Annotated in this window: 22 protein-coding genes; 16 read left to right on the top strand and 6 right to left on the bottom strand. The window is 75.4% G+C overall.

All coding sequences use genetic code 11. From position 1 onward, the window contains the following. Positions 1-60: 60 nt before the first annotated feature. Positions 61-810, top strand: coding sequence for a helical backbone metal receptor (locus ABD358_RS09690; RefSeq protein WP_344630485.1), 750 nt, complete (start codon positions 61-63; stop codon positions 808-810). Positions 811-915: 105 nt separating this feature from the next. Further along, positions 916-1,824 carry a DUF2510 domain-containing protein gene (locus ABD358_RS09695; RefSeq protein WP_344630486.1) on the top strand — a complete coding sequence of 303 codons (909 nt, stop codon included), beginning with the start codon at positions 916-918 and terminating at the stop codon, positions 1,822-1,824. Between the two features lie 50 nt (positions 1,825-1,874). On the opposite strand, the gene ABD358_RS09700 is transcribed toward ABD358_RS09695, so the two are convergent. Further along, positions 1,875-3,026 carry an amino acid deaminase/aldolase gene (locus tag ABD358_RS09700; RefSeq protein ID WP_344630577.1) on the bottom strand — a complete coding sequence of 384 codons (1,152 nt, stop codon included), beginning with the start codon at positions 3,024-3,026 and terminating at the stop codon, positions 1,875-1,877. Between the two features lie 531 nt (positions 3,027-3,557). On the opposite strand from ABD358_RS09700, the gene ABD358_RS09705 reads away from it, so the two are divergent. Genes ABD358_RS09705 through ABD358_RS09715 form a run of 3 tightly spaced genes read left to right on the top strand, consistent with a single transcriptional unit; the run spans position 3,558 to position 6,354 of the window. Then, complete coding sequence (locus tag ABD358_RS09705; RefSeq protein WP_344630487.1) at positions 3,558-4,322, top strand: hypothetical protein; 765 nt, start codon at positions 3,558-3,560, stop codon at positions 4,320-4,322. Further along, positions 4,319-5,584, top strand: coding sequence for a type VII secretion-associated serine protease mycosin (gene mycP / locus ABD358_RS09710; protein ID WP_425576284.1), 1,266 nt, complete (start codon positions 4,319-4,321; stop codon positions 5,582-5,584). Before ABD358_RS09705 ends, mycP begins: the two co-directional genes overlap by 4 nt. A gap of 29 nt (positions 5,585-5,613) precedes the next feature. Continuing rightward, on the top strand, positions 5,614-6,354 hold the full coding sequence (locus tag ABD358_RS09715; RefSeq protein ID WP_344630488.1) for an SseB family protein: 741 nt from the start codon (positions 5,614-5,616) through the stop codon (positions 6,352-6,354). 32 nt (positions 6,355-6,386) lie between these two features. Here ABD358_RS09715 and ABD358_RS09720 read toward each other — a convergent pair whose 3' ends face one another. Next, the gene (locus ABD358_RS09720) at positions 6,387-6,803 is read right to left on the bottom strand and encodes a DUF1844 domain-containing protein (RefSeq protein ID WP_425576285.1); all 417 of its coding nucleotides are present in this window, start codon (positions 6,801-6,803) and stop codon (positions 6,387-6,389) included. 332 nt (positions 6,804-7,135) lie between these two features. Here ABD358_RS09720 and infC point away from each other — a divergent pair, with 332 nt between their 5' ends. The 7 genes from infC (at position 7,136) to pheT (ending at position 14,728) form a co-directional block, all read left to right on the top strand. Beyond that, positions 7,136-7,828 (top strand): translation initiation factor IF-3, encoded by a 693-nt coding sequence (gene infC, locus ABD358_RS09725; protein ID WP_425576286.1) that lies wholly within the window; start codon positions 7,136-7,138, stop codon positions 7,826-7,828. Positions 7,829-7,993: 165 nt separating this feature from the next. Beyond that, positions 7,994-8,188, top strand: coding sequence for a 50S ribosomal protein L35 (gene rpmI, locus ABD358_RS09730; RefSeq protein ID WP_045865535.1), 195 nt, complete (start codon positions 7,994-7,996; stop codon positions 8,186-8,188). A 137-nt stretch (positions 8,189-8,325) separates the two neighbouring features. After that, positions 8,326-8,709 carry a 50S ribosomal protein L20 gene (gene rplT, locus ABD358_RS09735; RefSeq protein ID WP_031507618.1) on the top strand — a complete coding sequence of 128 codons (384 nt, stop codon included), beginning with the start codon at positions 8,326-8,328 and terminating at the stop codon, positions 8,707-8,709. A gap of 165 nt (positions 8,710-8,874) precedes the next feature. Next, the gene (locus ABD358_RS09740) at positions 8,875-9,735 is read left to right on the top strand and encodes a TrmH family RNA methyltransferase (RefSeq protein ID WP_344630489.1); all 861 of its coding nucleotides are present in this window, start codon (positions 8,875-8,877) and stop codon (positions 9,733-9,735) included. 37 nt (positions 9,736-9,772) lie between these two features. Beyond that, the gene (locus ABD358_RS09745) at positions 9,773-10,912 is read left to right on the top strand and encodes a sensor histidine kinase (RefSeq protein ID WP_425576287.1); all 1,140 of its coding nucleotides are present in this window, start codon (positions 9,773-9,775) and stop codon (positions 10,910-10,912) included. 175 nt (positions 10,913-11,087) lie between these two features. Beyond that, entirely contained in the window at positions 11,088-12,209 is a 1,122-nt protein-coding gene (pheS, locus tag ABD358_RS09750; RefSeq protein WP_344630490.1) for a phenylalanine--tRNA ligase subunit alpha, read from the top strand. Further along, complete coding sequence (gene pheT / locus ABD358_RS09755; protein WP_344630491.1) at positions 12,209-14,728, top strand: phenylalanine--tRNA ligase subunit beta; 2,520 nt, start codon at positions 12,209-12,211, stop codon at positions 14,726-14,728. The genes pheS and pheT overlap by 1 nt, the downstream gene beginning before the upstream one ends. 129 nt (positions 14,729-14,857) lie before the next feature. Here the strand turns inward: pheT and ABD358_RS09760 are convergent, their stop codons facing one another. Next, positions 14,858-15,718 carry a 3-hydroxybutyryl-CoA dehydrogenase gene (locus ABD358_RS09760; RefSeq protein ID WP_344630492.1) on the bottom strand — a complete coding sequence of 287 codons (861 nt, stop codon included), beginning with the start codon at positions 15,716-15,718 and terminating at the stop codon, positions 14,858-14,860. 718 nt (positions 15,719-16,436) lie between these two features. Here ABD358_RS09760 and ABD358_RS09765 point away from each other — a divergent pair. Continuing rightward, positions 16,437-17,705, top strand: coding sequence for a glycoside hydrolase family 10-like protein (locus ABD358_RS09765; RefSeq protein ID WP_344630493.1), 1,269 nt, complete (start codon positions 16,437-16,439; stop codon positions 17,703-17,705). Between the two features lie 19 nt (positions 17,706-17,724). On the opposite strand, the gene ABD358_RS09770 is transcribed toward ABD358_RS09765, so the two are convergent. Beyond that, complete coding sequence (locus ABD358_RS09770; RefSeq protein ID WP_344630494.1) at positions 17,725-17,928, bottom strand: DUF1918 domain-containing protein; 204 nt, start codon at positions 17,926-17,928, stop codon at positions 17,725-17,727. A gap of 226 nt (positions 17,929-18,154) precedes the next feature. Here ABD358_RS09770 and ABD358_RS09775 point away from each other — a divergent pair, with 226 nt between their 5' ends. Continuing rightward, positions 18,155-18,721, top strand: coding sequence for a histidine phosphatase family protein (locus ABD358_RS09775; protein WP_344630495.1), 567 nt, complete (start codon positions 18,155-18,157; stop codon positions 18,719-18,721). 42 nt (positions 18,722-18,763) lie between these two features. On the opposite strand, the gene ABD358_RS09780 is transcribed toward ABD358_RS09775, so the two are convergent. Further along, on the bottom strand, positions 18,764-19,513 hold the full coding sequence (locus ABD358_RS09780) for a MerR family transcriptional regulator (protein WP_344630496.1): 750 nt from the start codon (positions 19,511-19,513) through the stop codon (positions 18,764-18,766). 122 nt (positions 19,514-19,635) lie between these two features. After that, entirely contained in the window at positions 19,636-20,424 is a 789-nt protein-coding gene (locus tag ABD358_RS09785) for a LysR family transcriptional regulator substrate-binding protein (RefSeq protein WP_344630497.1), read from the bottom strand. A 57-nt stretch (positions 20,425-20,481) separates the two neighbouring features. On the opposite strand from ABD358_RS09785, the gene ABD358_RS09790 reads away from it, so the two are divergent. Further along, positions 20,482-20,919 carry a DUF5997 family protein gene (locus ABD358_RS09790; protein WP_344630498.1) on the top strand — a complete coding sequence of 146 codons (438 nt, stop codon included), beginning with the start codon at positions 20,482-20,484 and terminating at the stop codon, positions 20,917-20,919. Between the two features lie 286 nt (positions 20,920-21,205). Further along, complete coding sequence (gene argC / locus ABD358_RS09795) at positions 21,206-22,234, top strand: N-acetyl-gamma-glutamyl-phosphate reductase (protein WP_344630499.1); 1,029 nt, start codon at positions 21,206-21,208, stop codon at positions 22,232-22,234. The last annotated feature ends 11 nt before the right edge of the window (positions 22,235-22,245 follow it).

Raw genomic sequence — 22,245 nt, forward strand, 5'->3', positions numbered from 1 at the left:
TCGTGCCGCCCGGGCCGGTCCGCCACTCGAACCCGGCACCCGTCCCGGTACGGTGACGCGGTGACCACCACCGTCCGCCGTGTCGTCTCGCTCGTCCCCTCCCTGACCGAGGCCGTCGCCGCCACCGCGCCGGAACTGCTGGTCGGGGTCACGGACTGGTGCACCCACCCGCCCGGCCTGGACGCCGTCCGCGTACGGGGCACCAAGAACCCCGACCTGCAGCGGATCACCGCCCTCGCCCCCGACCTCGTCGTCGCCAACGAGGAGGAGAACCGCCCCGCCGACCTCGCCGCGCTGCGGGCCGCCGGGATCGAGGTGCTGGTCACCGAGATCCGCACGCTCCCGCAGGCCCTCTCCGAGCTGGAGCGGGTGCTCACCGCCGGCTGCGGGCTGCCCCGGCCCGCCTGGCTGGACGAGGCCGGCGCCGCCTGGCGCGAGGCGCGGCCCGTCGCCGACGCCGCCGCCGTGGTGCCGGTCTGGCGGCGCCCCTGGACGGTGCTGGGCCGGGACACCTTCGCGGGCGACCTCCTGGCCCGTCTCGGGGTCCGCAACGCCTACGGCGGGCACCCCGAGCGCTATCCGCGGGTCCCGGTGGAGGAGCTGAACGAGCCGGGCCGCGCCGACCTCGTCGTCCTCCCCGACGAGCCGTACCGCTTCACCGCCGCCGACGGCCCCGAGGCCTTCCCCCGCCTGCCCGCCGCGCTCGTCAGCGGACGGCACCTGACCTGGTACGGGCCCTCGCTGGTCGAGGCGCCCGCCGTGCTCGGCGCGGCGCTGGCCGCCGCCGCGGAAGCCGTTCCGCCGCGCTGACCGGCGCCCTCCCGACCGCCGGACCCCGGGCCGTCCGCCCCGCCGGACCGTCCGGAGCCGTCACACCCGTGCCGCCCGGAACCGGGTGCCGCTACTGTGCACGGCGTGAGCACGACGACACCGCCCGGCTGGTATCCGGACCCCGGGCACACGGGCCCCGGGCCGGCGTCCGACCGCTGGTGGGACGGCTCCGCCTGGACGGGGCACACCCGTGTCCCCCCGCACGCGCACGAGCCGGCGGACGCCTTCCCCGACCCCGGGGGACGCCCGTCGCACGGCCCCCTGGTGGCCGCCGTCATCACCGCCGCGGTCGTGGTGACCGCGCTCATAGCCGGGGGCCTGCTCCTGCTCGGCGGCGCCGGCGGCCCGGGCGGCTCCGACGGCGACCGGGCGCGTCCCCACGCCTCCCCCGGCCCGAGCGAGGACCCCGGCGACGGGCCGCCGGACGGCACGGAGGACGGCGCGGACGACGGGGGCCGGGGCGGGGACGGCACCCCCGGCAGGGCGGTCGACCGGGCCAACGGCGTCAGCCTGCCCCTCCTGGACGGCTGGCGCGAGGCGCGGACCGGCCAGGGGATCTGGCTCTCGACCGGCTCCCACCCCTGCCCGGGCGACTCCTCCCTCACCTGCGTCCGCGCCGGGGTCTCCCTGCGTCCCGCCGGCGGCCCGGCGGACGCCACCCCCCGGGAGCTCGCCGAGGAGGACATCGCGCGCAACGCCGAGGAGTCCTACAGCGCCGACGCCTACGGAGGGGTCGAGGACCACGAGGTCGTCTCCTCCGGCGAGGTCACCGTCGAGGGCCGGCGCGGGTACCGCGTCCGCTGGCGGATCGCCAACCGGCTCGGGCCGGACGCCCACGTGGAGTCGGTGGTCTTCCCCGCGCCCGGGAACGGCGGCCCGATGCTCCTGCTGCGGCTGGGCTTCGACGTCCACGCCGACGCCCCGGACACCGGCGACATGGACCGGATCGTGGCGGGCGTCCGCGCCGCCCGGGGTCCGGGCATGGCGGTCTGACGCCGCACCGGGGACCTCCCGCGTCCCTCTCCCCGCGGTCCGGCGGGGACTCACAGGAAGGCGCGGCCCTCACCGCGGTACGTCGGCACCGTCGCCACCACCCGGTCCCCCTCCACCAGGTGCAGCGCGTCGAAACGCTCGCACAGCTCACCGGCCTTGGCGTGCCGGAACCACACCTTGTCCCCGATCAGCAGGTCGTCCGCGGCCGGACCGAGCAGCGGCGTCTGCACCTCGCCCGGCCCCTCCCGCGGGTCGTAGCGGAGTCCGGCCGGCAGGTACGGCACCGGCAGCCGGTCCTGTCCCGCCGGGCCGGAGGCCGGGTAGCCGCCGCCGAGCACCGTCACCACGCCCACGCCCGGCCGCCGCACCACCGGCTGAGCGAACAGGGCCGCGGGCCGGCCCCCGAACGAGGTGTAGTGGTCGAACAGCCGCGGCATCAACAGCCCCGAACCCGCGGCCACTTCGGTGACCGCATCCTCGGCGGCGGTGTGCTGCACGCTCCCGGTGCCGCCGCCGTTGACGAACTCCAGCTCCGGCACGACCTCCCGCACCGCCCGCACCGCCGCCGCCCGCCGTCCGGCCAGCTCCCGCCGCGCGGCGGCCTGCATCAGCCGCACCGCGCGCGACCGCAGCGGGCGCCCGGGCAGCGCGTCCCCCACGCCCGCGACGTGCCCCTCGTACGCCATCAGCCCCACCAGCCGGAAACCCGGACGGCGCGTCACCACGCGGGCCAGCGCGGCCAGCCGGCCGGGGGAGTGCAGCGGGGAGCGGCGGGCGCCGATCCGCACCCGGCCGCCGAGCAGCCGCAGGGAGGTGTCCAGCTCCAGGCAGACCCGGATCTCCTCCCGCCCGCCGCCGCGGGCCGCGTCGATCAGGTCCAGCTGGGCGGGGTCGTCGACCACCACGGTCACGGCCGCGGCCAGTTCCGGGTCCGAGGCCAGTTCGGCGTACCCGGCCCGGTCCGCGGACGGGTAGGCGAGCAGGACGTCGGTGATCCCGGAACGGGCCAGCCACAGGGACTCGGCGAGGGTGAAGCTCATGACCCCGGCGAAGCCGTCCCGCGCCAGCACGCGCTCCAGCAGGGCGCGGCAGCGCACGGACTTGCTCGCCACCCGGACCGGCTTGCCGCCCGCGCGGCGCACCAGATCGGCGGCGTTGGCGTCGAACGCCGCCAGGTCGACGACGGCGAGCGGTGCGTCCAGGTGGGCGGTGGCCCGGTCGTAGCGGACCCGGTCGGCGGTGGTGTCGGCGGTGGTGTCGGCGGTGGTGCCGGCGGTGGTGCCGGCGGTGGTGTCGGACACCCCGGCAGCTTGCCAGAGCCCGCCGCGCCGGGAACAGCCCCGTACCGGCCTCCCGTACGGCGTTCCGCGCCGGGCCGGACCCGCGCCCCGGCCGGGCCGCGGGTTGCCGTGACCATGCCCGCTGCCCGTAGAGTGACGCGCACACCGCCGCCGGCCACAGGTCGGGGCGTGATGTCCGGAATACCGATGGCCCGCCCCGCACGGGAGCCGGCGGGGCGGCTTTTCGACCACGAGGGGGTGCCGGTGAGCACTGAGGCCGACCCGGTCCGGGCTCCGCTCCCGCCCGTCGCACCACCGCGGCCCGCCGCCGCGCCGGGGGCGCCGCGCACGGCGGCCGGCGCGCCTCCCATACCCACCGGACCGCCGTCCCCGGCGCTCCGGTCCCCCCTGCCGCCTCCCGCGCCGCAGCCTCCCGCCGCACCCACCGCCCCGGTGCCGCCCCCGCCCGCGCGGCCGCCGGGCCGCACGGCCGCCGCGGCCGTCTGCCTCGTCCTCGGCCTCGGGCTGCTCGGCGGGGCCGCGGCCGGGACCTGGCTCACCGGGGACGGGGAGCGCGCCGCCGGCGGCTACGCCCGGGCGCGTTCGCTGTGGCACGAGACACCCGTCGACACGCTGTTCCCCCGCACCCTGAAGGGGGACGGGGCCGGGCCGGGGGGAGCCGACCGGCGCTGGACACGCGTCGCGGTCGCCCCCGACGGCGACTGCGCGGGCGCCTTCGACCCGACGCTGGCCGAGGCGCTCGCACCGGCGGGCTGCGCCCGCCTGCTGCGCGCCACCTACGTGGACGAGACCAGCAGCAGCGTCACCACGGTCGGCCTGCTGTTCACCGAGGCGGACGCCAAGGGCATGCGGGCCCTGCGGAAACGGTTCGACCGCGAGGACCTCCGGCGGCGCACCGACCTGATGCCCCGCCCCTACCCCGCGCGCGGCACCGCCGCCGCCCGCTTCGGCGACGCCCAGCGCGCGAGCTGGACGATCCGCCCCCTCACCGACGTCCCGGTCGTGGTCTACGCCGTCTCCGGCTTCGCCGACGGCCGCACCGTCGGCGACCCGCAGCCGGCGGAGGAGGCAGTCGCCCCGGGCCGGACCGACGCCCCCGCCCAGGCCGGCCTCGGCCACGAGGCCCGCGGCATCGCCGACCGCGTCGAGCGCGGTCTGCGCCGCATCGCCGCCCGGGGAACCGCACAGGACCGATGAAGGCGACGGACACCTCCGTGAACATCTCCGCGAACACCTCCGCGCACCCTCCCGGGCGTCCCCGCGCCCGCCGCACCGCGGTCCCCGCCGTGCTCGCCGTCCTGGCGGTGCTCGCCGTGCTCGGCTCGTTCTCCCTGGCCACCGCCCCCGCGGCGCTCGCCGACGGCATACGCGACCGGCAGTGGGGCCTGGACGCGGTGGGCGCCCGCGAGGCGTGGAAGACCACCAAGGGCGAGGGCGTCACCGTCGCGGTGCTCGACACCGGGGTCGACGCCGGGCACCCCGACCTGAGGGACCGCGTGCTGGAGGGCAGGGACCTCATCGGCTTCGGCGCCCGCGAGGGGGACCCCCACTGGGCCCGCCACGGCACCGCCATGGCCGGGATCATCGCCGGGCGCGGCCACGGCCCCGGCGACGGCCAGGGCGTCCTCGGCGTCGCCCCCGAGGCGCGGATCCTGCCCGTGCGGGTGCTGCTGGAGGACGGCGACCCACAGCGGAAGCGGGCCCGCGAGGAGCGGGGCGGCGCGCTGGCCGAGGGCATCCGCTGGGCGGCCGACCACGGCGCCGACGTCATCAACCTCTCCCTCGGCGACGACAGCGCCTCCGCCCACCCCGACCCGGAAGAGGACGCCGCCGTGCGCTACGCCCTGGGCAAGGGCGCCGTGGTGGTCGCCTCCGCGGGCAACGGCGGGGAGGACGGCGACCGGGTCTCCTACCCGGCGGCCTACCCCGGCGTGATCGCGGTGACCGCCGTGGACCGCACCGGCGCCCGCGCGCCCTTCTCCACCCGCCGCTGGTACGCCACCGTCAGCGCCCCCGGCGACGACGTGGTCATCACCTACCCCGACGGCGAGTACTACGAGGGCTGGGGCACCAGCGCCGCGGCCGCCTTCGTCTCCGGCTGCGTCGCCCTGGTCCGGGCCGCGCACCCGGACCTCAGCCCCGCCCAGGTCAAGGAGCTGATCGCCGGGACCGCCCGGGACACCCCGCCCGGCGGGCGCAGCGACGAACTGGGCACCGGCATCGTGAACCCGGCCGCCGCGATCGAGCTGGGCGCGGGCGTCGAGCCGCGTCGGCAGCGGCCGGCGGCCGAGGCGTACCCGGGGGAGTACTTCGGCCCGGGTCCGGCCTCCGACGGCGTGCCCGGCGGCCGGCTGGCGCCCGCCGCCGCGGCCGCGGGCACGCTGCTGGTGGTGTGCGCCGGGGTGCTGTACCGCGGCGCCCGGACGTCGGGACGGGCCGGACGGGAGCCCCTGGGCTGAGGGCGGCCGTCCTCGTCTACCCTCGTCGCGTGGCGCTCAAGAACATCCCGGACCCCGGTTTCCCCGACGACGACGGCTCCGCCGACCCCGAGCTGGCCGCGGCGCTCGCCGCCTGGGCCGAGGACCGCTCGGCCGAGCCCCGGGTGCTGGCCGCACTGGCCGGGGCCCGGCTGCTGGTGCCGGTGGTCGCCGTGCTGGGCGAGGTGGAGACCGACGAGAAGGGGCTGCGCCGGGAGAAGACCAGCGACATGGCGGTGCCCACGCTCAACGCCCCCGGCGGCCGCCGGGCCCTGCCCGCCTTCACCTCCACCGGCAGCCTCGCCCGGTGGCGTCCGGACGCCCGCCCGGTCGCCGTGCCCCTGCGGCAGGCGCTCCAGGCCCTCGCCCAGGAGGGGGCCGACACCCTGGTGCTGGACCTGGCCGGGCCGGTGACCTACCAGCTGACCGGACCCGCGCTGCGCGCCCTCGCCGAGGGCCGCACGGAGGTCGCCGATCCCCTGGGCGACCCGGCCGTCGTCGAGGCGCTGCGCAGAGCCCTGGCCGCCGAGCCGGCCGTGAACGCCGCCCGGCTGGGCCCCGGCCGCGACACCGACGGCGTACTGGCCCTGCGTCTGGACCCGGGGGCCCCGGTCCGCGAGGTCGCCGGGCGGGTGGCGGCGGCGCTGGCGGAGGACGAGACGCTCCGGGCCCGTCTGGTGCGCGGTCTGGACCTGGCCCTGCTGCCGCCGGACGGCGACCTGCCGGGCCGGCCGCTGTACGACCGCCCCTGACCGGACGGCGGCCGTCCGGTCAGGGGCGCCGGTCAGCGCAGCACCGGGCCGGTGTACTTCTCGCCCGGCCCCTGGCCCGGCTCGTCCGGCACCACCGACGCCTCGCGGAAGGCCAGCTGGAGCGACTTCAGGCCGTCGCGCAGCGGCGCCGCGTGGTAGGTGCCGATGTCGGGGGCGGCGGCGGTGACGAGCCCGGCCAGCGCGTTGATCAGCTTGCGGGCCTCGTCGAGGTCCTTGTGCTCCTCGCCGCCCTCGGCCAGGCCGAGGTTGACCGCGGCCGAGCTCATCAGGTGCACCGCGACGGTGGTGATCACCTCGACCGCGGGCACGTCCGCGATGTCGCGGGTCATCGACTCGAAACCGGGGGACCGCCCGGCCTCGGGGTCCCCGGGGTTCCCGGTGGTCCCGGAGGGCTCGGGGGAGGAGGGGACGCCGCTGGTGTCGCTCATCGTTCTTCGCTTCCTGCTGGACGGGTTCGGTCCAGCCTAGGTCCCGCCGGCGGGAAGGGCGCACGGCACCCCTCGCACTCCGGAAGGGGCTTCTGGCCGACCCTGGTATGCTGGGATATCGACCGGCCGGACCAGGCGTCCCGCCGTGGGCGCGTGCCGCCCGCGGAGAGGGAGGCACGATCCGGCCCGCAAGTGGAGGCTCCAGTGCTCCCACCTGACCGGCCTGAGGGTCGGCGGGTCAACGGTCAGGCTGCGCCCCGCGGTGTACCGCGGCGGTGCTCCCGGTCATCGTGGAGCCCCGCCTGCGTCCCGTCCGGGGCGTTTTCCGCGTCTTGGGCCGGTGGGTCACACCGAAACACAGACCGTGCGCGGCTGTCCGCCAGGCAACCGCGTGGTGCAACCGAGGAGGCCCCATCAGCGCCGAGCCCCGCATCAACGACCGGATTCGCGTCCCCGAGGTGCGACTCGTCGGTCCCAGTGGCGAGCAGGTCGGCATCGTGCCGCTTGCCAAGGCCCTGGAGCTTGCCCAGGAGTACGACCTGGACCTGGTCGAGGTCGCGGCGAACGCCCGCCCGCCGGTGTGCAAGCTCATGGACTACGGGAAGTTCAAGTACGAGTCGGCCATGAAGGCCCGTGAGGCGCGCAAGAACCAGGCGCACACGGTCATCAAGGAGATGAAGCTCCGGCCGAAGATCGATCCGCACGACTACGACACCAAGAAGGGTCACGTCGTCCGGTTCCTCAAGCAGGGGGACAAGGTCAAGATCACGATCATGTTCCGCGGTCGTGAGCAGTCCCGTCCCGAGCTGGGCTACCGGCTGCTCCAGCGGCTCGCGGAGGACGTCCAGGACCTGGGCTTCGTGGAGTCCAGCCCCAAGCAGGACGGCCGGAACATGATCATGGTTCTCGGTCCGCACAAGAAGAAGACCGAGGCGATGGCCGAAGCCCGTGAGGCGCAGGCCGCCCGCAAGGCCGGCCGCCGGCAGGAGAGCGACGCCCCCGCCGAGGAACGCGCCGAGGCATGATCCGGCGGCCGGGAGCCGGCCGCCGGATCACCACGGGATCCCCGGATCCCGGAAGCAACCGAAACAGCTGACGCTTCCGCACGCCGACCCGCGGTCGGCGATGCTGGGGCACCCCCCGGGCCGAACGGCTCCGGGGGGAGGCACCGACGAGGAGAGAACGGCGACATGCCGAAGAACAAGACGCACAGTGGTGCACGCAAGCGCTTCAAGATCACCGGCTCCGGCAAGGTGATGCGCCAGCGCGCCGGCCGCCGCCACCTTCTCGAGCACAAGCCGTCCACGCTGACGCGCCGCCTCGCCGGCAAGACCGAGATGGCTCCGGCCGACGCCAAGAAGGTCAAGAAGCTTCTGGGCAAGTGAGCCCCGCCGCCCGCTGATCCCCGAATCCGGCGGGCGGAGGACTTCGAAGACCGGGACCCCATCGAACCCCCGGGCCGGCGGCGCCGCGACAGCGGCGACCGGACCACCGCGCCGGCCCCGCGACAAGGAGTAATCACGTGGCACGCGTCAAGCGGGCGCTCAACGCCCACAAGAAGCGCAGGGCGATCCTCGAGCAGGCCAGCGGCTACCGCGGTCAGCGTTCCCGCCTGTACCGCAAGGCGAAGGAGCAGGTCACCCACTCCCTCGTCTACAACTACAACGACCGCAAGCGCCGCAAGGGCGACTTCCGGCAGCTGTGGATCCAGCGCATCAACGCCGCGGCCCGCGCCAACGGCATCACCTACAACCGCTTCATCCAGGGCCTGAAGGCCGCCGAGATCGAGGTGGACCGCAAGATCCTGGCCGACCTCGCGGTCAACGACCCGAACGCGTTCGCCGCGCTGGTCGAGGTGGCCCAGAAGGCGCTGCCGAGCGACGTCAACGCCCCGAAGGCCGCCTGACGACGGCACGGGACGTCACCGGACCCGCGGGCCCCGCCGCCCGCGGGTCCGGCGTTTGCCCGCCCCACCGCGCCACGCCCCACCGCGCCCCGCCCCGCCCCGCCCTGCGTCCCCGCAGACCATCACGCCGCAGACAACCACGCCCAGAAGCGAGAACGCCGCGCCATGGCCGCCGCACCGGAACTGACCTCCCCGCGCTCCTCCCGCGTCGCCGCCGTCCGGCGGCTGGCCCGCCGCAACACCCGGGGCCGGGAACGCCTCTTCCTCGCCGAGGGCCCCCAGGCCGTGCGCGAGGCGGTCGGCCACCGCAGCGGCGGCGAGCCCACGCTCACCGAGCTGTTCACCACGCCGGAGGCCGCCGAGCGGCACGCCGGCATCGTCGCCGCCGCCCGGGCGGCGGGCGCCCGGGTCCGCACCGCCACCGACGAGGTGATCGCGGAACTCTCGCAGACCGTCACCCCGCAGGGGCTGGTCGGCGTCTGCCGCTTCCTCGACCTGCCCTTCGACCGCGTGCTGGCCGCCCGCCCCCGCCTGGTGGCCGTCCTCGCCCACGTCCGCGACCCCGGGAACGCCGGGACCGTGCTGCGCTGCGCGGACGCGGCCGGAGCCGACGCCGTGGTGCTCACCGACGCCTCGGTGGACCTGTACAACCCCAAGGCCGTGCGCGCCTCCGTCGGCAGCATCTTCCACCTGCCCGTCGCCGTCGGCGTCCCCGTGGAACGGGCCGTGACCGGGCTCCGCGAGGCCGGGGTGCGGGTGCTGGCGGCCGACGGCGCGGGCGAACGGGACCTGGACACCGAACTGGACGAGGGGCGCATGGGCGGCCCCACCGCCTGGATCTTCGGCAACGAGGCCTGGGGACTCCCGGAGGAGACCCGCGCGCTGGCCGACGAGGTGGTGCGCGTCCCCATCCACGGGCGCGCCGAGAGCCTGAACCTCGCCACCGCCGCGGCCGTGTGCCTCTACGCGTCGGCCCGTGCGCAGCGCGCGTCCGGAGGGTGCCGCTCCGTCACGCCGGGCCAGTAGGGTGGCGTGACCGGGGCCCGAAGGGGGTGAGCGGGGAGTGGACGTGAGGACTTCCGGTGGACGGGACGGCGGTGCGCCCCGGAGCGCCCCGGAGCGCCCGCGGAACCCCGCCTTCGGCCCGGACGGGCTCGGACTGCACCCCGACGACCTCCCCGACGGGCTGGTCGTCGCCGACGCCCGGGGCCTGGTCGCCTGCTTCAACGCGGCCGCCGCCCGCATCACCGGACTGCCCCCGGCCGAGGCGCTGGGCCGCCCCGTCGAGCACGTCCTGCCGCTGGAGGACCTGGAGGGGCGCCGCTGGTGGAGGCTCACCGACCCCTACGGCGGCCTCGCCATCCGCACCGGCCAGCCCGAGCGCAACCTCTTACTGCCCGGCGGCCGGGAGGTCCTGGTCTCCGCCCGCTACGTCCGCCCGTACCGCACCGGACCGGTCCACCGGCTCGTGGTCACCCTGCGCGGCACCGAGGCCCGGCGGCGCACCGAGCGCAGCCACGCCGAACTGATCGCCACCGTCGCGCACGAACTGCGCTCGCCGCTCACCTCCGTCAAGGGCTTCACCGCGACCCTGCTCGCCAAGTGGGAGAGGTTCACCGACGACCAGAAGCGGCTGATGCTGGAGACCGTGGACGCCGACGCCGACCGCGTCACCCGGCTCATCACCGAGCTGCTGGACATCTCGCGCATCGACTCCGGGCGGCTGGAGATCCGGCGCCAGCCCGTGGACATGGCCGACGCCGTCGACCGCCACCTGCGGGCCCACGTCGCCGCCGGACAGGACCCGGACCGGTTCGTCCGCCGGATCGCCCGGCCGCTGCCCGCGCTGTGGGCGGACCCCGACAAGATCGACCAGGTCCTCGGCAACCTCCTGGAAAACGCCGTGCGCCACGGCGAGGGAACCATCACCATAGAAGTGGCACCGGCACGGACGAAGAGCGGCGACGAAGGAACGGCGGTCACGGTGAGCGACGAGGGCCCCGGCATCCCCGAGGAGTCGATGAGCCGCGTCTTCACCCGCTTCTGGCGCGGCAGCAAGCGCGGCGGCACCGGGCTGGGCCTGTACATCGTCAAGGGCATCGTCGAGGCCCACGGCGGAACGATCACGGTCGGCCGCTCGCCCGCGGGCGGCGCCGAGTTCCGATTTACCCTGCCCGTAGGGGCTCCGGCCTTCCTGGCCTGAGGCCCCGCGGGCACCTCCGCGTCAGAGCGACACCGTTACGCGCCGTAGACTCGGCATCCGGCACCCTCGAACGGCCCGGGCCCAGGCCTCCGCCGAGACGAGGTGCCGGAGCGCCGAGGCGGAGCGCGAAAGCAGCCAACCGAAAGCACGGGCCAACCGAAAAGCACGGGAAGAGATGTCGGCACCCAACAAGTCGTACGACCCTGTCGAGGTCGAGGCACTGAAACCGGAAGAGATCGACCGGGCACGGGACGCGGCCCTCGCCGCGATCGCCGCCGCGGGAGATCTGGAGGCGCTGCGCGAGGTGAAGGCCGCCCACACCGGCGACCGCTCCCCGCTGGCCCTGGCCAACCGCGAGATCGGCGCCCTGCCGCCGCACGCCAGGGCCGAGGCGGGCAAGCGCGTCGGCCAGGCCCGCGGAGCGGTGGGCCAGGCCCTCAGGAAGCGCCAGGAGGAGCTGGAGGCCGAGCGCGACGAGCGCGTACTGGTCGAGGAGGCGGTGGACGTCACCCTGCCCTTCGACCGAGTCCCCGCCGGGGCCCGCCACCCCCTGACCACCCTGATGGAGCGCATCGAGGACGTCTTCGTCGCGATGGGCTACGAGGTCGCCGAGGGGCCCGAGGCCGAGGCCGAGTGGTTCAACTTCGACGCCCTCAACATCGCCCCGGACCACCCGGCCCGGACCATGCAGGACACCTTCTTCGTCCAGGCGCCGGGCGGAGGGGAGGAGTCCGGCGTGGTGCTGCGCACCCACACCTCGCCGGTGCAGATCCGCTCCCTGCTGGACCGCGAGCCGCCGGTGTACGTCGTCTGCCCCGGCCGGGTCTACCGCACCGACGAGCTGGACGCGACCCACACCCCGGTCTTCCACCAGGTCGAGCTGCTCGCCGTGGACGAGGGCCTGACCATGGCGGACCTCAAGGGCACCATCGACCACATGGTCCGCTCCCTGTTCGGCGAGGACCTGGGCACCCGGCTGCGCCCGTCGTACTTCCCGTTCACCGAGCCGTCCGCCGAGATGGACATGGTGTGCTTCGCCTGCCGCGGCGCGTCCGTCGGCAACCCCGACCGCCCCTGCCGCACCTGCTCCTCCGAGGGCTGGATCGAGCTGGGCGGCTGCGGCATGGTCAACCCGCGCGTGCTCACCGCGTGCGGTGTGGACCCGGAGCGCTACAGCGGCTTCGCCTTCGGGTTCGGCATCGAGCGGATGCTGATGTTCCGCCACAACGTCGAGGACATGCGAGACATGGTCGAAGGTGACGTCCGGTTCACCCGGCCGTTCGGGATGGAGATCTGATGCGGGCCCCGCTTTCGTGGCTGCGGGAGTACGTCGACCTGCCGGCCGGTGAGACCGGCCGCGACGTCGCGGCGAGGCTGATCGCCGCCGGGCTGGAGGTCGAGACCGTCGAACAGCTCGGCGCCGGGCTCGAGGGCCCGCTCGTCGTCGGCCGGGTGCTGGCGATCGAGGAGCTGTCGGGCTTCAAGAAGCCGATCCGGTACTGCCAGGTCGACGTCGGCGACGCCAACGGCACCGGCGAGCCGCAGAACATCGTCTGCGGCGCCACCAACTTCGCCGTCGGCGACAAGGTCGTGGTGATCCTGCCCGGCGGCAGCCTGCCCGGCGGATTCCGGATCGGCGCCCGCAAGACCTACGGCAAGCTGTCGGAGGGCATGATCTGCTCGGCCAGCGAGCTGGGCATGAGCGACGACCACGAGGGCATCATCGTGCTCCCGCCGGAGCACGAGGCGGGCACCGACGCGATCGAGCTGCTCGAACTCGTCGACGAGGTGCTCGACATCGCCGTCACGCCCGACCGCGGCTACTGCCTGTCCATGCGCGGCATCGCCCGGGAGACGGCCACCGCCTACGGCCTGCCGCTGCGGGACCCGGCGCTGCTGGACGTCCCCGTCCCCAACGACTACGGCCACCCGGTGACGGTCGAGGACCGGCTCGGCTGCGACCGCTTCACCGCCCGCACCGTCACCGGGGTGCGCCCCGACGCGCGCTCCCCGATCTGGCTCCAGCGGCGGCTGCAGAAGGCCGGGATGCGCCCGATCTCCCTGGCCGTCGACATCACCAACTACGTGATGCTCGAACTCGGCCAGCCGCTGCACGCCTACGACCGCTCACGCGTCAACGGGGCGATCGGGGTGCGCCGCGCCCGGCCGGGCGAGAAGCTCACCACCCTCGACGGCACCAAGCGCGAGCTGCACCCCGAGGACCTGGTCATCACCGACGACAGCGGGCCGATCGGCCTGGCCGGGGTGATGGGCGGCGCCGACACCGAGATCGCCGACGCGCAGGGCGCCGCGGGCACCACCGAGATCGTCATCGAGGCCGCCCACTTCGACCCGGTCTCCATCGCCCGCACCGCCCGCCGCCACAAGCTGTCCTCCGAGGCGTCCCGGCGCTTCGAGCGCGGCGTGGACCCGCAGGCCGCCTCCGCCGCCGCCCAGCGCACCGTCGACCTGCTGGTGCTGCTGGCGGGCGGCACCGCCGAGGCGGGCGTCACCGAGATCGTCTCGGCCGGCGGCCCGCACACCGTCAAGATGCGCGCCGACCACCCGGACAAGGTCGCGGGCGTGGTCTACGGCCGGGAGACCGTCGTACGCCGCCTCCAGGACGTGGGCTGCGACGTCTACGGCACCGACGAGCTGACGGTGACCGTGCCCTCGTGGCGGCCCGACCTCACCGACCCCAACGACCTGGCCGAAGAGGTCATCCGGCTGGAGGGCTACGAGGACCTGCCCGCCACCCTGCCGCGCCTGCCCTCGGGCCGGGGCCTGACCGAGCGGCAGCGGCTGCACCGCCGGGTCGGACGCGCCCTGGCCGGGGCCGGCTACGTCGAGGCGCTGAACTACCCGTTCGTCGGCGACGCCGTCCTGGACCGGCTCGGCCTGGAGGAGGACGACCCCCGCCGCCGCACGGTGCGGCTGACCAACCCGCTCTCCGACGAGGAGCCGGCGCTGCGCACCACGCTGCTGCCGGGACTGCTCGCCGCACTGCGGCGCAACGACGGGCGCGGCAGCCAGGGCGGTCAGGGAGGACTGGCCCTGTTCGAGACCGGTCTGGTCTTCCGCCCCACCGGGGAGGAGCCCGCCGCCGTCCGGCTGCCGGTCGACCGCCGCCCGACGGACGAGGAACTCGCCGCGCTGACCGCCGCGCTGCCCGACCAGCCGCGCCTGGCCGCGGTGGTCCTGGCCGGGACGCGCGAGCAGGCCGGCTGGTGGGGCGGGGGACGCCCGGCGACCTGGGCCGACGCCGTCGAGGCGGCCCGCACCGTCGCCCGCGAGGCCGGTGTGGAGCTGACCGTGACGGCCGACCGGTACGCCCCCTGGCACCCCGGCCGCTGCGCCGCGCTCCACGTCGGGATCGACGGCGAGCGCACGCTCGTCGGGCACGCCGGCGAACTCCACCCGCGCGTGGTCAAGGCGCTCCACCTGCCCGCCCGCACCTGCGCGATGGAGATCGACCTGGACCTGCTGGAGCGCGCCTCCACCGGGCCCGTGGAGGCCCCGCGGGTGTCCGCCTTCCCGGTGGCCACCCAGGACGTCGCACTGGTGGTGGACGCCTCCGTCCCGGCCGCCGAGGTCGAGGCGGCGCTGCGCACCGGCGCGGGCGAGCTGCTGGAGTCGCTGCGGCTGTTCGACGTCTTCACCGGCGAGCAGATCGGCGAGGGCAGGAAGTCCCTGGCGTACGCGCTGCGCTTCCGCGCCCCCGACCGGACGCTGACCGCCGAGGAGGCCACCGCCGCCCGCGAGGCCGCCGTGGCCGAGGCGGTCGAGCGCACCGGCGCGGTGCTGCGCGGCGCGTAGCGCGCCCGGGTCCGCGGCCCGCGGAACACGACGGCGGGGCGCCCCCTCACAGGGGGCGCCCCGCCGCTGTTCGCGAGGCCCGGCGGGCGCCGGACGGTCAGGGGCTCCGGCGCCGGCCTCCGGCCGCCGTCAGTCGTAGGTGTAGAAGCCCGCGCCCGTCTTGCGGCCCAGCCGTCCCGCGTCGACCATCCGCTGGAGCAGCGGCGGGGCGGCGTACAGCGGCTCCTTGTACTCCTCGTACATCGAGCGGGCCACCGAGGCGACGGTGTCCAGACCGATGAGGTCGGAGAGCTTGAGCGGGCCCATGGGGTGGGCGCAGCCCAGCTCCATGCCGTTGTCGATGTCCTCGCGGCTGGCGATGCCCGACTCGAACATCCGGATCGCGGAGAGCAGGTACGGGATCAGCAGCGCGTTGACCACGAAGCCCGAGCGGTCCTGGGCGCGGATGGCGTGCTTGCCCAGCAGCTTGGTGACCGTCGCCTCGGCACGGGCGATGGTGTCGTCGGAGGTGGTCAGCGCGGGGATCAGCTCGACGAGCTTCTGCACCGGCGCCGGGTTGAAGAAGTGGATGCCGATCACCCGGTCCGGGCGGGAGGTCGCCACGGCCAGCTTCACCAGCGGGATGGAGGAGGTGTTGGAGGCCAGGATGGCGTCCGGGCGGGTCACCACCTGGTCGAGGATCTGGAAGATCTCGGTCTTGACCTGCTCGTTCTCCACGACCGCCTCGATCACCAGATCGCGGTCGGCGAACTCGCCCAGGTCGGTGGTGAAGGAGAGCCGCTCCAGGGCGGCGTCGCGCTCGGCCTCGCTGATCTTGCCGCGCCCGGCCGCTCTGTCCAGGGAGTTCACCAGGCGGGTGCGCCCTATCTCCAGGGCCTCGCCGGTGGTCTCGGCGACCCTGACCTCCAGCCCGGACCGCGCGCAGACCTCGGCGATACCCGAGCCCATCTGGCCGCAGCCCACTACTCCGACGCGTTCGATGTCGGTCACATCGTGCCTTTCGCTGTTCGACGGGTCCGTGACGCCGCCCCCGTACGGTTCCGGCCACGGCGCCTCGCCGTCCGACGTTACCCGTCCCGCGGGGCGGGGGACCGGCCGGGGCGCGCGTCCCCGGCCGGTCCCCCCGGCGTCCGGCCGGTCCGCGGCCGGACGCCGTCAGCCCGTGGCGCGGGCCGCGCCGTTGACCGTGAAGGTCTTCGGGACGCCGTTGGAGCCCGACCAGGAGCCGGTGAAGCCGGAGGCCGCCGAGGGCCCCGGTGCCGGTGTTCCGCACGGTCACGTCCGCCCGGAAGCCGCCCTGCCACTGGCCGGCGATCCTGCGGACGGCCGTGCACCGGGCCGCGCCCGGGTCCGTGGGGCCGGCCGGGTCGGTCGTCCCGGCGGTGTCGCCGTAGACGGTCCTCGTCCGGTTGCCGGAGGTGCCGGTGGTCTCGTCGGAGACCACCCGGACGACGCCCGCCTCGTCGGTCGGGCAGCTGTTGTCGCCGGTGGGGTCGGGGACGCAGTCGCCGGGGTCGGGGAAGGAGGAGACCTTCGACCATGTGGCGCCGGAGCCGGTGCTGCGCCACAGGCCGTGGCCGCTGGGGGCGCCCAGGGGGCGCCGGAGGTGCGGCGGCCCGGGGCAGGCGCTTGCCGGCCGGGTACGAGGAGTTGCCACTCCGTTGCGCAGCGCTCATGCTCGGGTGAGGTGTCGTCGGCAGGAGGCAGCATGGGGCATCTCTCTCGAAGGACCTTCAGCGCGGTGGCGGCCGGAGCGCTCTCCGGCGCGCTGCTGGCCGGATCCGGGGCCGGGAGCGCGGCGGCGTGGGGCGGACGCGGTCGGCGCGGCCGGCGCGGCCGGCACGGGCAGCGACCCGAGTTGCGCGGCATGTGGGTGGCCACCGTCTCCAACATCGACTGGCCGGCGAGGGCGGGGCTGAGCGCCGCCGAGCAGCAGGCCCAGCTGCGGGCCCACCTGGACACGGCGGTCGAACGCCGCCTCAACACCGTGATCCTCCAGGTGCGGCCCACGGCGGACGCGCTGTGGCCCTCGCCCCACGAACCCTGGTCGCAGTACCTCACCGGAACGCAGGGCAGGGACCCGGGCTGGGACCCGCTGGGCTTCGCCGTGCGCGAGGCGCACGACCGCGGCCTGGAGCTGCACGCCTGGTTCAACCCGTACCGCGTGGCCAACCACGCCGCCCCGGAGCGGCTGGCCCCGGACCACCCCGCGCGGCGGAACCCGGACTGGGTGGTGCCCTACGGCGGGAAGCTGTACTACAACCCCGGGCTGCCCGAGGTCCGCCGCTTCGTGCAGGACGCGATGTTCGACGCGGTGGAGCGCTACGACATCGACGCCATGCACTGGGACGACTACTTCTACCCGTACCCGGTGGCGGGCGAGGACTTCGACGACGACGAGGCGTACGAGCGGTACGGCGGCGACTTCGAGGACCGGGCCGACTGGCGGCGGCACAACATCGACCTGCTGGTGCGCGAGACGGCCGAGCGCCTGAGACGGACCAGGCCGCAGGCCCGCCTCGGGGTCAGCCCCTTCGCCGTGTGGCGCAACAAGGGCACCGACCCGGAGGGCTCCGACACCCGCGCGGGAGTGGAGACGTACGACGACCTGTACGCCGACACCCGCAAGTGGGTGCGCGAGCGCTGGATCGACCACATCGTCCCGCAGGTCTACTGGAACATCGGCTTCACCGCCGCGGACTACGCCGAGCTGGTGCCCTGGTGGGCCGACGTGGTGCGGGGCACCGGCGTGGAGCTCTACATCGGCGAGGCGCTGTACAAGGTGGCCGACCCGGCCCAGGGCCCGGCCTGGCACGACCCGGCCGAGCTCTCCCGGCACGTCGCGCTCTGCCGGAGCCACCCCGAGGTGCGCGGCAACGTCTACTTCTCGGCCAAGCACGTCGCCGCCGACCCGATCGGGGCGATGACCCGGGTGGTGGAGGACCACTACCAGGACCGGGTCCGGCCGCCTCGCTAGCCCTCACGCCCCGCCGGGGTCACCGGCGCCGGGGCTCGGCGGCGTGGTGGCGCACCACGGAGTCGGGCCCCGGCGACACCACGGTCTCGTGGCCGTCCTCGAAGCGGACCCGGTACGGCGGCTCGCCGTCCGTTCCCAGGACCTCGACGATCTCCGCGATCCTGTCGTGCTGTCCCACCGTCCTGCCGTGGACCAGCAGCAGGTCTCCCTCATTCGCCCGCATCGAAAGCTCCCTTCTGTGGCATTCGCGAGGATTGCCCTCGAATTACCGATTCTAGGTCCGACGGGCGGACCCGGCCCTCCGGCCGGCGGCCCCGGGGCAGGCGGGGCAGGCCGGGCAGACCGGAGGGAGAACCGGGGAAGACCGGGAGGAGACCGGAGAAGAAAGGCCGGAAACCGGTGCCGACGGACCGTCGAACAAACCGGCCCGCCGGGCCTACCATCCGGTAATGCACCTCCGGATCGCGCTGCTCGCCGCCGCTCGCAGCTCCTCCCTGCTGGACGTGCGGTTCGAGGACGACCGTCCCCTGGACGCCGCCGGCCGGTGGGAGGCCGTGCGGGCCGTTCCGGTGTACGCGCACCTGGCGGACGCGGAGCTGCGCTACTGCTCCCCGACCCTGCGGTGCCGGGAGACGGCGGAGATCCTGGGGCTGCGGCCCATCGCGCAGCCCGCGCTGCGCGAGTGCGACATGGGCCGCTGGCGAGGCCGCACCCTCGGGGAGGTCGCCGCGTACGAGCCGCAGGCCGTGGACGTCTGGCTCACCGACCCCCAGGCGGCCCCGCACGGCGGGGAGTCGCTGCTCTCCTTCGTCCTGCGGGTCGGTTCCTGGCTGGACACCCGGCCCGGCGTCGACAGCCTGATCGCGGCGGTCGTCGAGCCGACGGTGCTCCGCGCGGCCACCGTCTACGCGCTGAAGGCGCCCCCGCACACCTACTGGCGCGTCGACGTCCGGCCCCTGTCGTCGGTCACCCTGACCGGGCGGGCGGGGGACTGGACGCTCAGCATGGACCACTGAGGGCCCGGTGGGGCGCGGCGGCCGTCCGCGCCCCACCGGGCGTCACAGCTCCCGCTCGGCGTAGGCGATCATCGCGTCCCGGACGAACGCCGCCGTGCCCTCGCCGTGCCGGTCGTAGGTGGCGGCGAAGCGCGGGTCGTCGGTGTACATCCGCCCGAGTCCGGCGAAGGACTCGGCGGTCGGGCGCCGGCCCTGCCAGCCGACGGCGACCCACTCGTAGTGCCGCCGCGTGATCGCCCGCACCTCGTCGGCGTCCGGCGCGAGGCCCGCCCGGTGGGCGCGGGCGAAGTCGGCGGCGATGTCGGTCTGCCGCCGCATGAACTCCTTCCTGTCGTCCTCCGACAGGGAGCGCCACCAGCGGTCGCCCTTCTCATAGGCGTCGCGGCCCCAGCGCTCGATCACCTCGTCCTTGTGGCGGGTGTGGTCGAAACCGTCGAGAACCTCGTCGGGCATCAGAGGTTCGCCTCCTTCCAGCTTGGCCAGTGTGGTCCGCACCGACTCGATCTGCCGTCCCAGCCGCTCCCGCTCCTGTTCGAGCAGTTCCAGATGGGTGCGCAGGGCTGCGGTCTCGTCCCGCTGCCCGTCGATGGCCTCGGAGATGGCGGCCAGCCCCAGGCCCAGCTCGCGCAGGAGCAGGATCCGCTGGAGCCGCAGCAGTGCGCGCTCGTCGTAGTAGCGGGTCCCGCCGTGCCCGACCCGGCTGGGACGCAGCAGCCCGATGGCGTCGTAGTGACGCAGGGTGCGGCTGGTGGTCCCGGCCGAGCGGGCGATCTCCCGGATCGACCACTCCATCGCCTCGAGCCTCCGATTCGCCGGCGATTCCGTCGGTGGCGACGACGGTAGGCGTTTACGCTGCGTCAACTTCAACCCCTGAGGGCCGGGCGCCGCCGCGCCCGGAGGCGTGGGCCCGGGGGCTATGGCCGGCGACGGGGTTTGCCGCGCCTGCCGCCCTTGGGACCGCCGGAGCCGCCGGAGCCGCGCCGGGGGTTCCGGCCGGCCGCTCCGCCCGCGGGCTTCCGCGGCTTCCGCGGCTCCTGCCGCGAGCCGTCCCTGCCGGACTGCCTGCGCCCGGCCTCCTCCTGGGCCGCGGGGCGGCGGCCCCGTGTGCTGTTGACGGTCCGCCCGCGGACGATCCCGATGAAGTCCTCCACCATGTCGGTGGTCCGGTCCTCCCGCCACGACAGCGCGACGCGCGACTGGGGGGTGCCGGTGACCGGCCGGTACGTGAGGTCCCTGCGGTGGTACAGGCGGGCGAGCGACTGCGGGACGACGAGCAGCCCCACCCCGGCCGCCACCAGCTCGATCGCGTCCGCCGTCGTGGCGGGGCGCTCGAACGCGGGCCGCCCCGGGGGACGCTCCCACTCCAGGGTGTCGTCGAGGGGGTGGAGCACGATCTCGTCGGCCAGGTCCTCCGGGGACACCTCGTCGACCGCGGTCACGACGTGGTCCTTCGGGACGACGACCACCGTCGTCTCGGTGTAGAGGGGGATCGCGCTGAGGTCCGTCCGGTCGGTCGGCAGCCGCAGGAAACCCGCGTCGGCGCCGCCGTCCCGGAGGACGCCGGACGCCTCGGCGGCGGGCACCTGGACGAGGTCGAGGGGGATGCCGGGCAGGCGCTCGTTCCAGATCCGCACCCACTTGGTGGGCGTCACTCCCGGGACGTACGCCAGCCGGAACGAGGGAGGTGCTTCCGAGCCTGTCACCGAGCCAGGCTACCGGGCGCGGCGGGGGACACCGCGAACGGTCGATACCCTGGGAGCATGAAGTCGCAGCAGACCGCCCAGACGATGAAGCCCGCCACCGCGGCGAAGAAGCTGGGCGTGTACCTCGAGGCCACCCCCGCCGAGTTCCAGGAGGGTGTCGTCTCGCGCGCCGAGCTCAACGCGCTCCAGGCCGATCCGCCCGCGTGGCTGCGGGAGCTGCGGCGCAACGGCCCGCACCCCCGGCCGGTGGTCGCGGCGAAGCTGGGCGTCTCCAACTCGGGCCTCGCGCGCGGCGGGATCACCGGGCCCCTCACCACGGAGCAGATCGAGGCCCTGAAGGCGGAGAACCCCGAGTGGCTGCAGAAGGAGCGCGCCACCCAGGCCGAGGTCCGCAAGGAAGCGGCGCGCATCAGGGAGAAGAACGCCGGCAAGGGCGCGGAGGACACCGGGAAGGGCGCCGGGCAGGCCGACCGTCCCCGCCGGCCGCGTTCCTGATCCCTGTCCCTCCGCCGGGGCCGCCGGCGGGGCGGTTCCGGCCCCGTCCCGCGCCGCCCGCCGTCCCCGTTCCCGCCTCCGCGGTGCCGTCGTCCGGCCCGCCGCCCGGTCCCTCCCGGCCGGGCGGCGGGCCGGACGTCTCCGTCCGCACGGCCGCCCGGGGCGGTGGGCGTTCCGGGCCGCCCGGCGGCCTCCCGTCCTCGTCGGAGGCCGCGCCGCCGCACGACTCCATTGCATAAAACTGCCAACGTACGTATAGTCATGCCATCCACGAGGAGGGACACCGATGGCGGTACGAGCGGCAGTGGCCGGAGCGAGCGGATACGCCGGCGGCGAGATCCTGCGCCTGCTGGCCGGACACCCCGGGGTCGAGATCGGGGCGCTGACGGGCAACTCCAACGCGGGGCAGCGCCTGGGAGCGCTCCAGCCCCACCTGGCGCCGCTGGCCGACCGCGTGCTGGAGCCGACGTCCGCCGAGACGCTGGCCGGGCACGACGTGGTCTTCCTCGCCCTGCCGCACGGGCAGTCCGCGGCCGTCGCCGAACAGCTCGGGGACGAGGTGCTGGTCGTCGACTGCGGCGCCGACTTCCGGCTGAGGGACGCACAGGACTGGGAGCGCTTCTACGGCACGCCGCACGCCGGCACCTGGCCGTACGGCCTCCCCGAGCTGCCGGGGGCCCGTGACGCGCTGAGGGGGTCCCGGCGCGTCGCGGTCCCCGGCTGCTACCCGACGACCGTCTCGCTGGCGCTGTTCCCGGCGTTCGCCGCCGGCCTGGTCGAGCCCGACGTGGTGGTCGTCGCCGCCAGCGGGACCTCCGGCGCGGGGAAGGCCCTCAAGCCCCACCTGCTGGGCAGCGAGGTGATGGGCTCGATGAGCCCGTACGGCGTCGGCGGCGTCCACCGGCACATCCCGGAGATGGTCCAGAACCTCTCGGCCGTCGCGGGCGAGCGGGTCACGGTCTCCTTCACCCCGACCCTCGCCCCCATGCCGCGCGGCATCCTCGCCACCTGCACCGCCAGGGCCCGGCCCGGGCTGACCGCCGGCCGGCTGCGCGAGGCGTACGGCAAGGCGCTGGCCGCCGAGCCGTTCGTCCGCCTCCTGCCGGAGGGGCAGTGGCCGTCCACCGCGGCCGTGTACGGCTCCAACACGGTGCTGCTCCAGGTCGCGTACGACGAGGCGGCGAACCGCGTCATCGCCGTCGGAGCCCTCGACAACCTCACCAAGGGCACCGCCGGCGGCGCGGTGCAGAGCATGAACATCGCCCTCGGCATCCCCGAGGAGACCGGACTTCCCGTGACGGGGGTCGCCCCGTGAGCGCCCCGCAC

Origin of the sequence: Streptomyces glaucosporus (assembly GCF_039533345.1) — a bacterium.
Classification (GTDB): domain Bacteria; phylum Actinomycetota; class Actinomycetes; order Streptomycetales; family Streptomycetaceae; genus Streptomyces; species Streptomyces glaucosporus.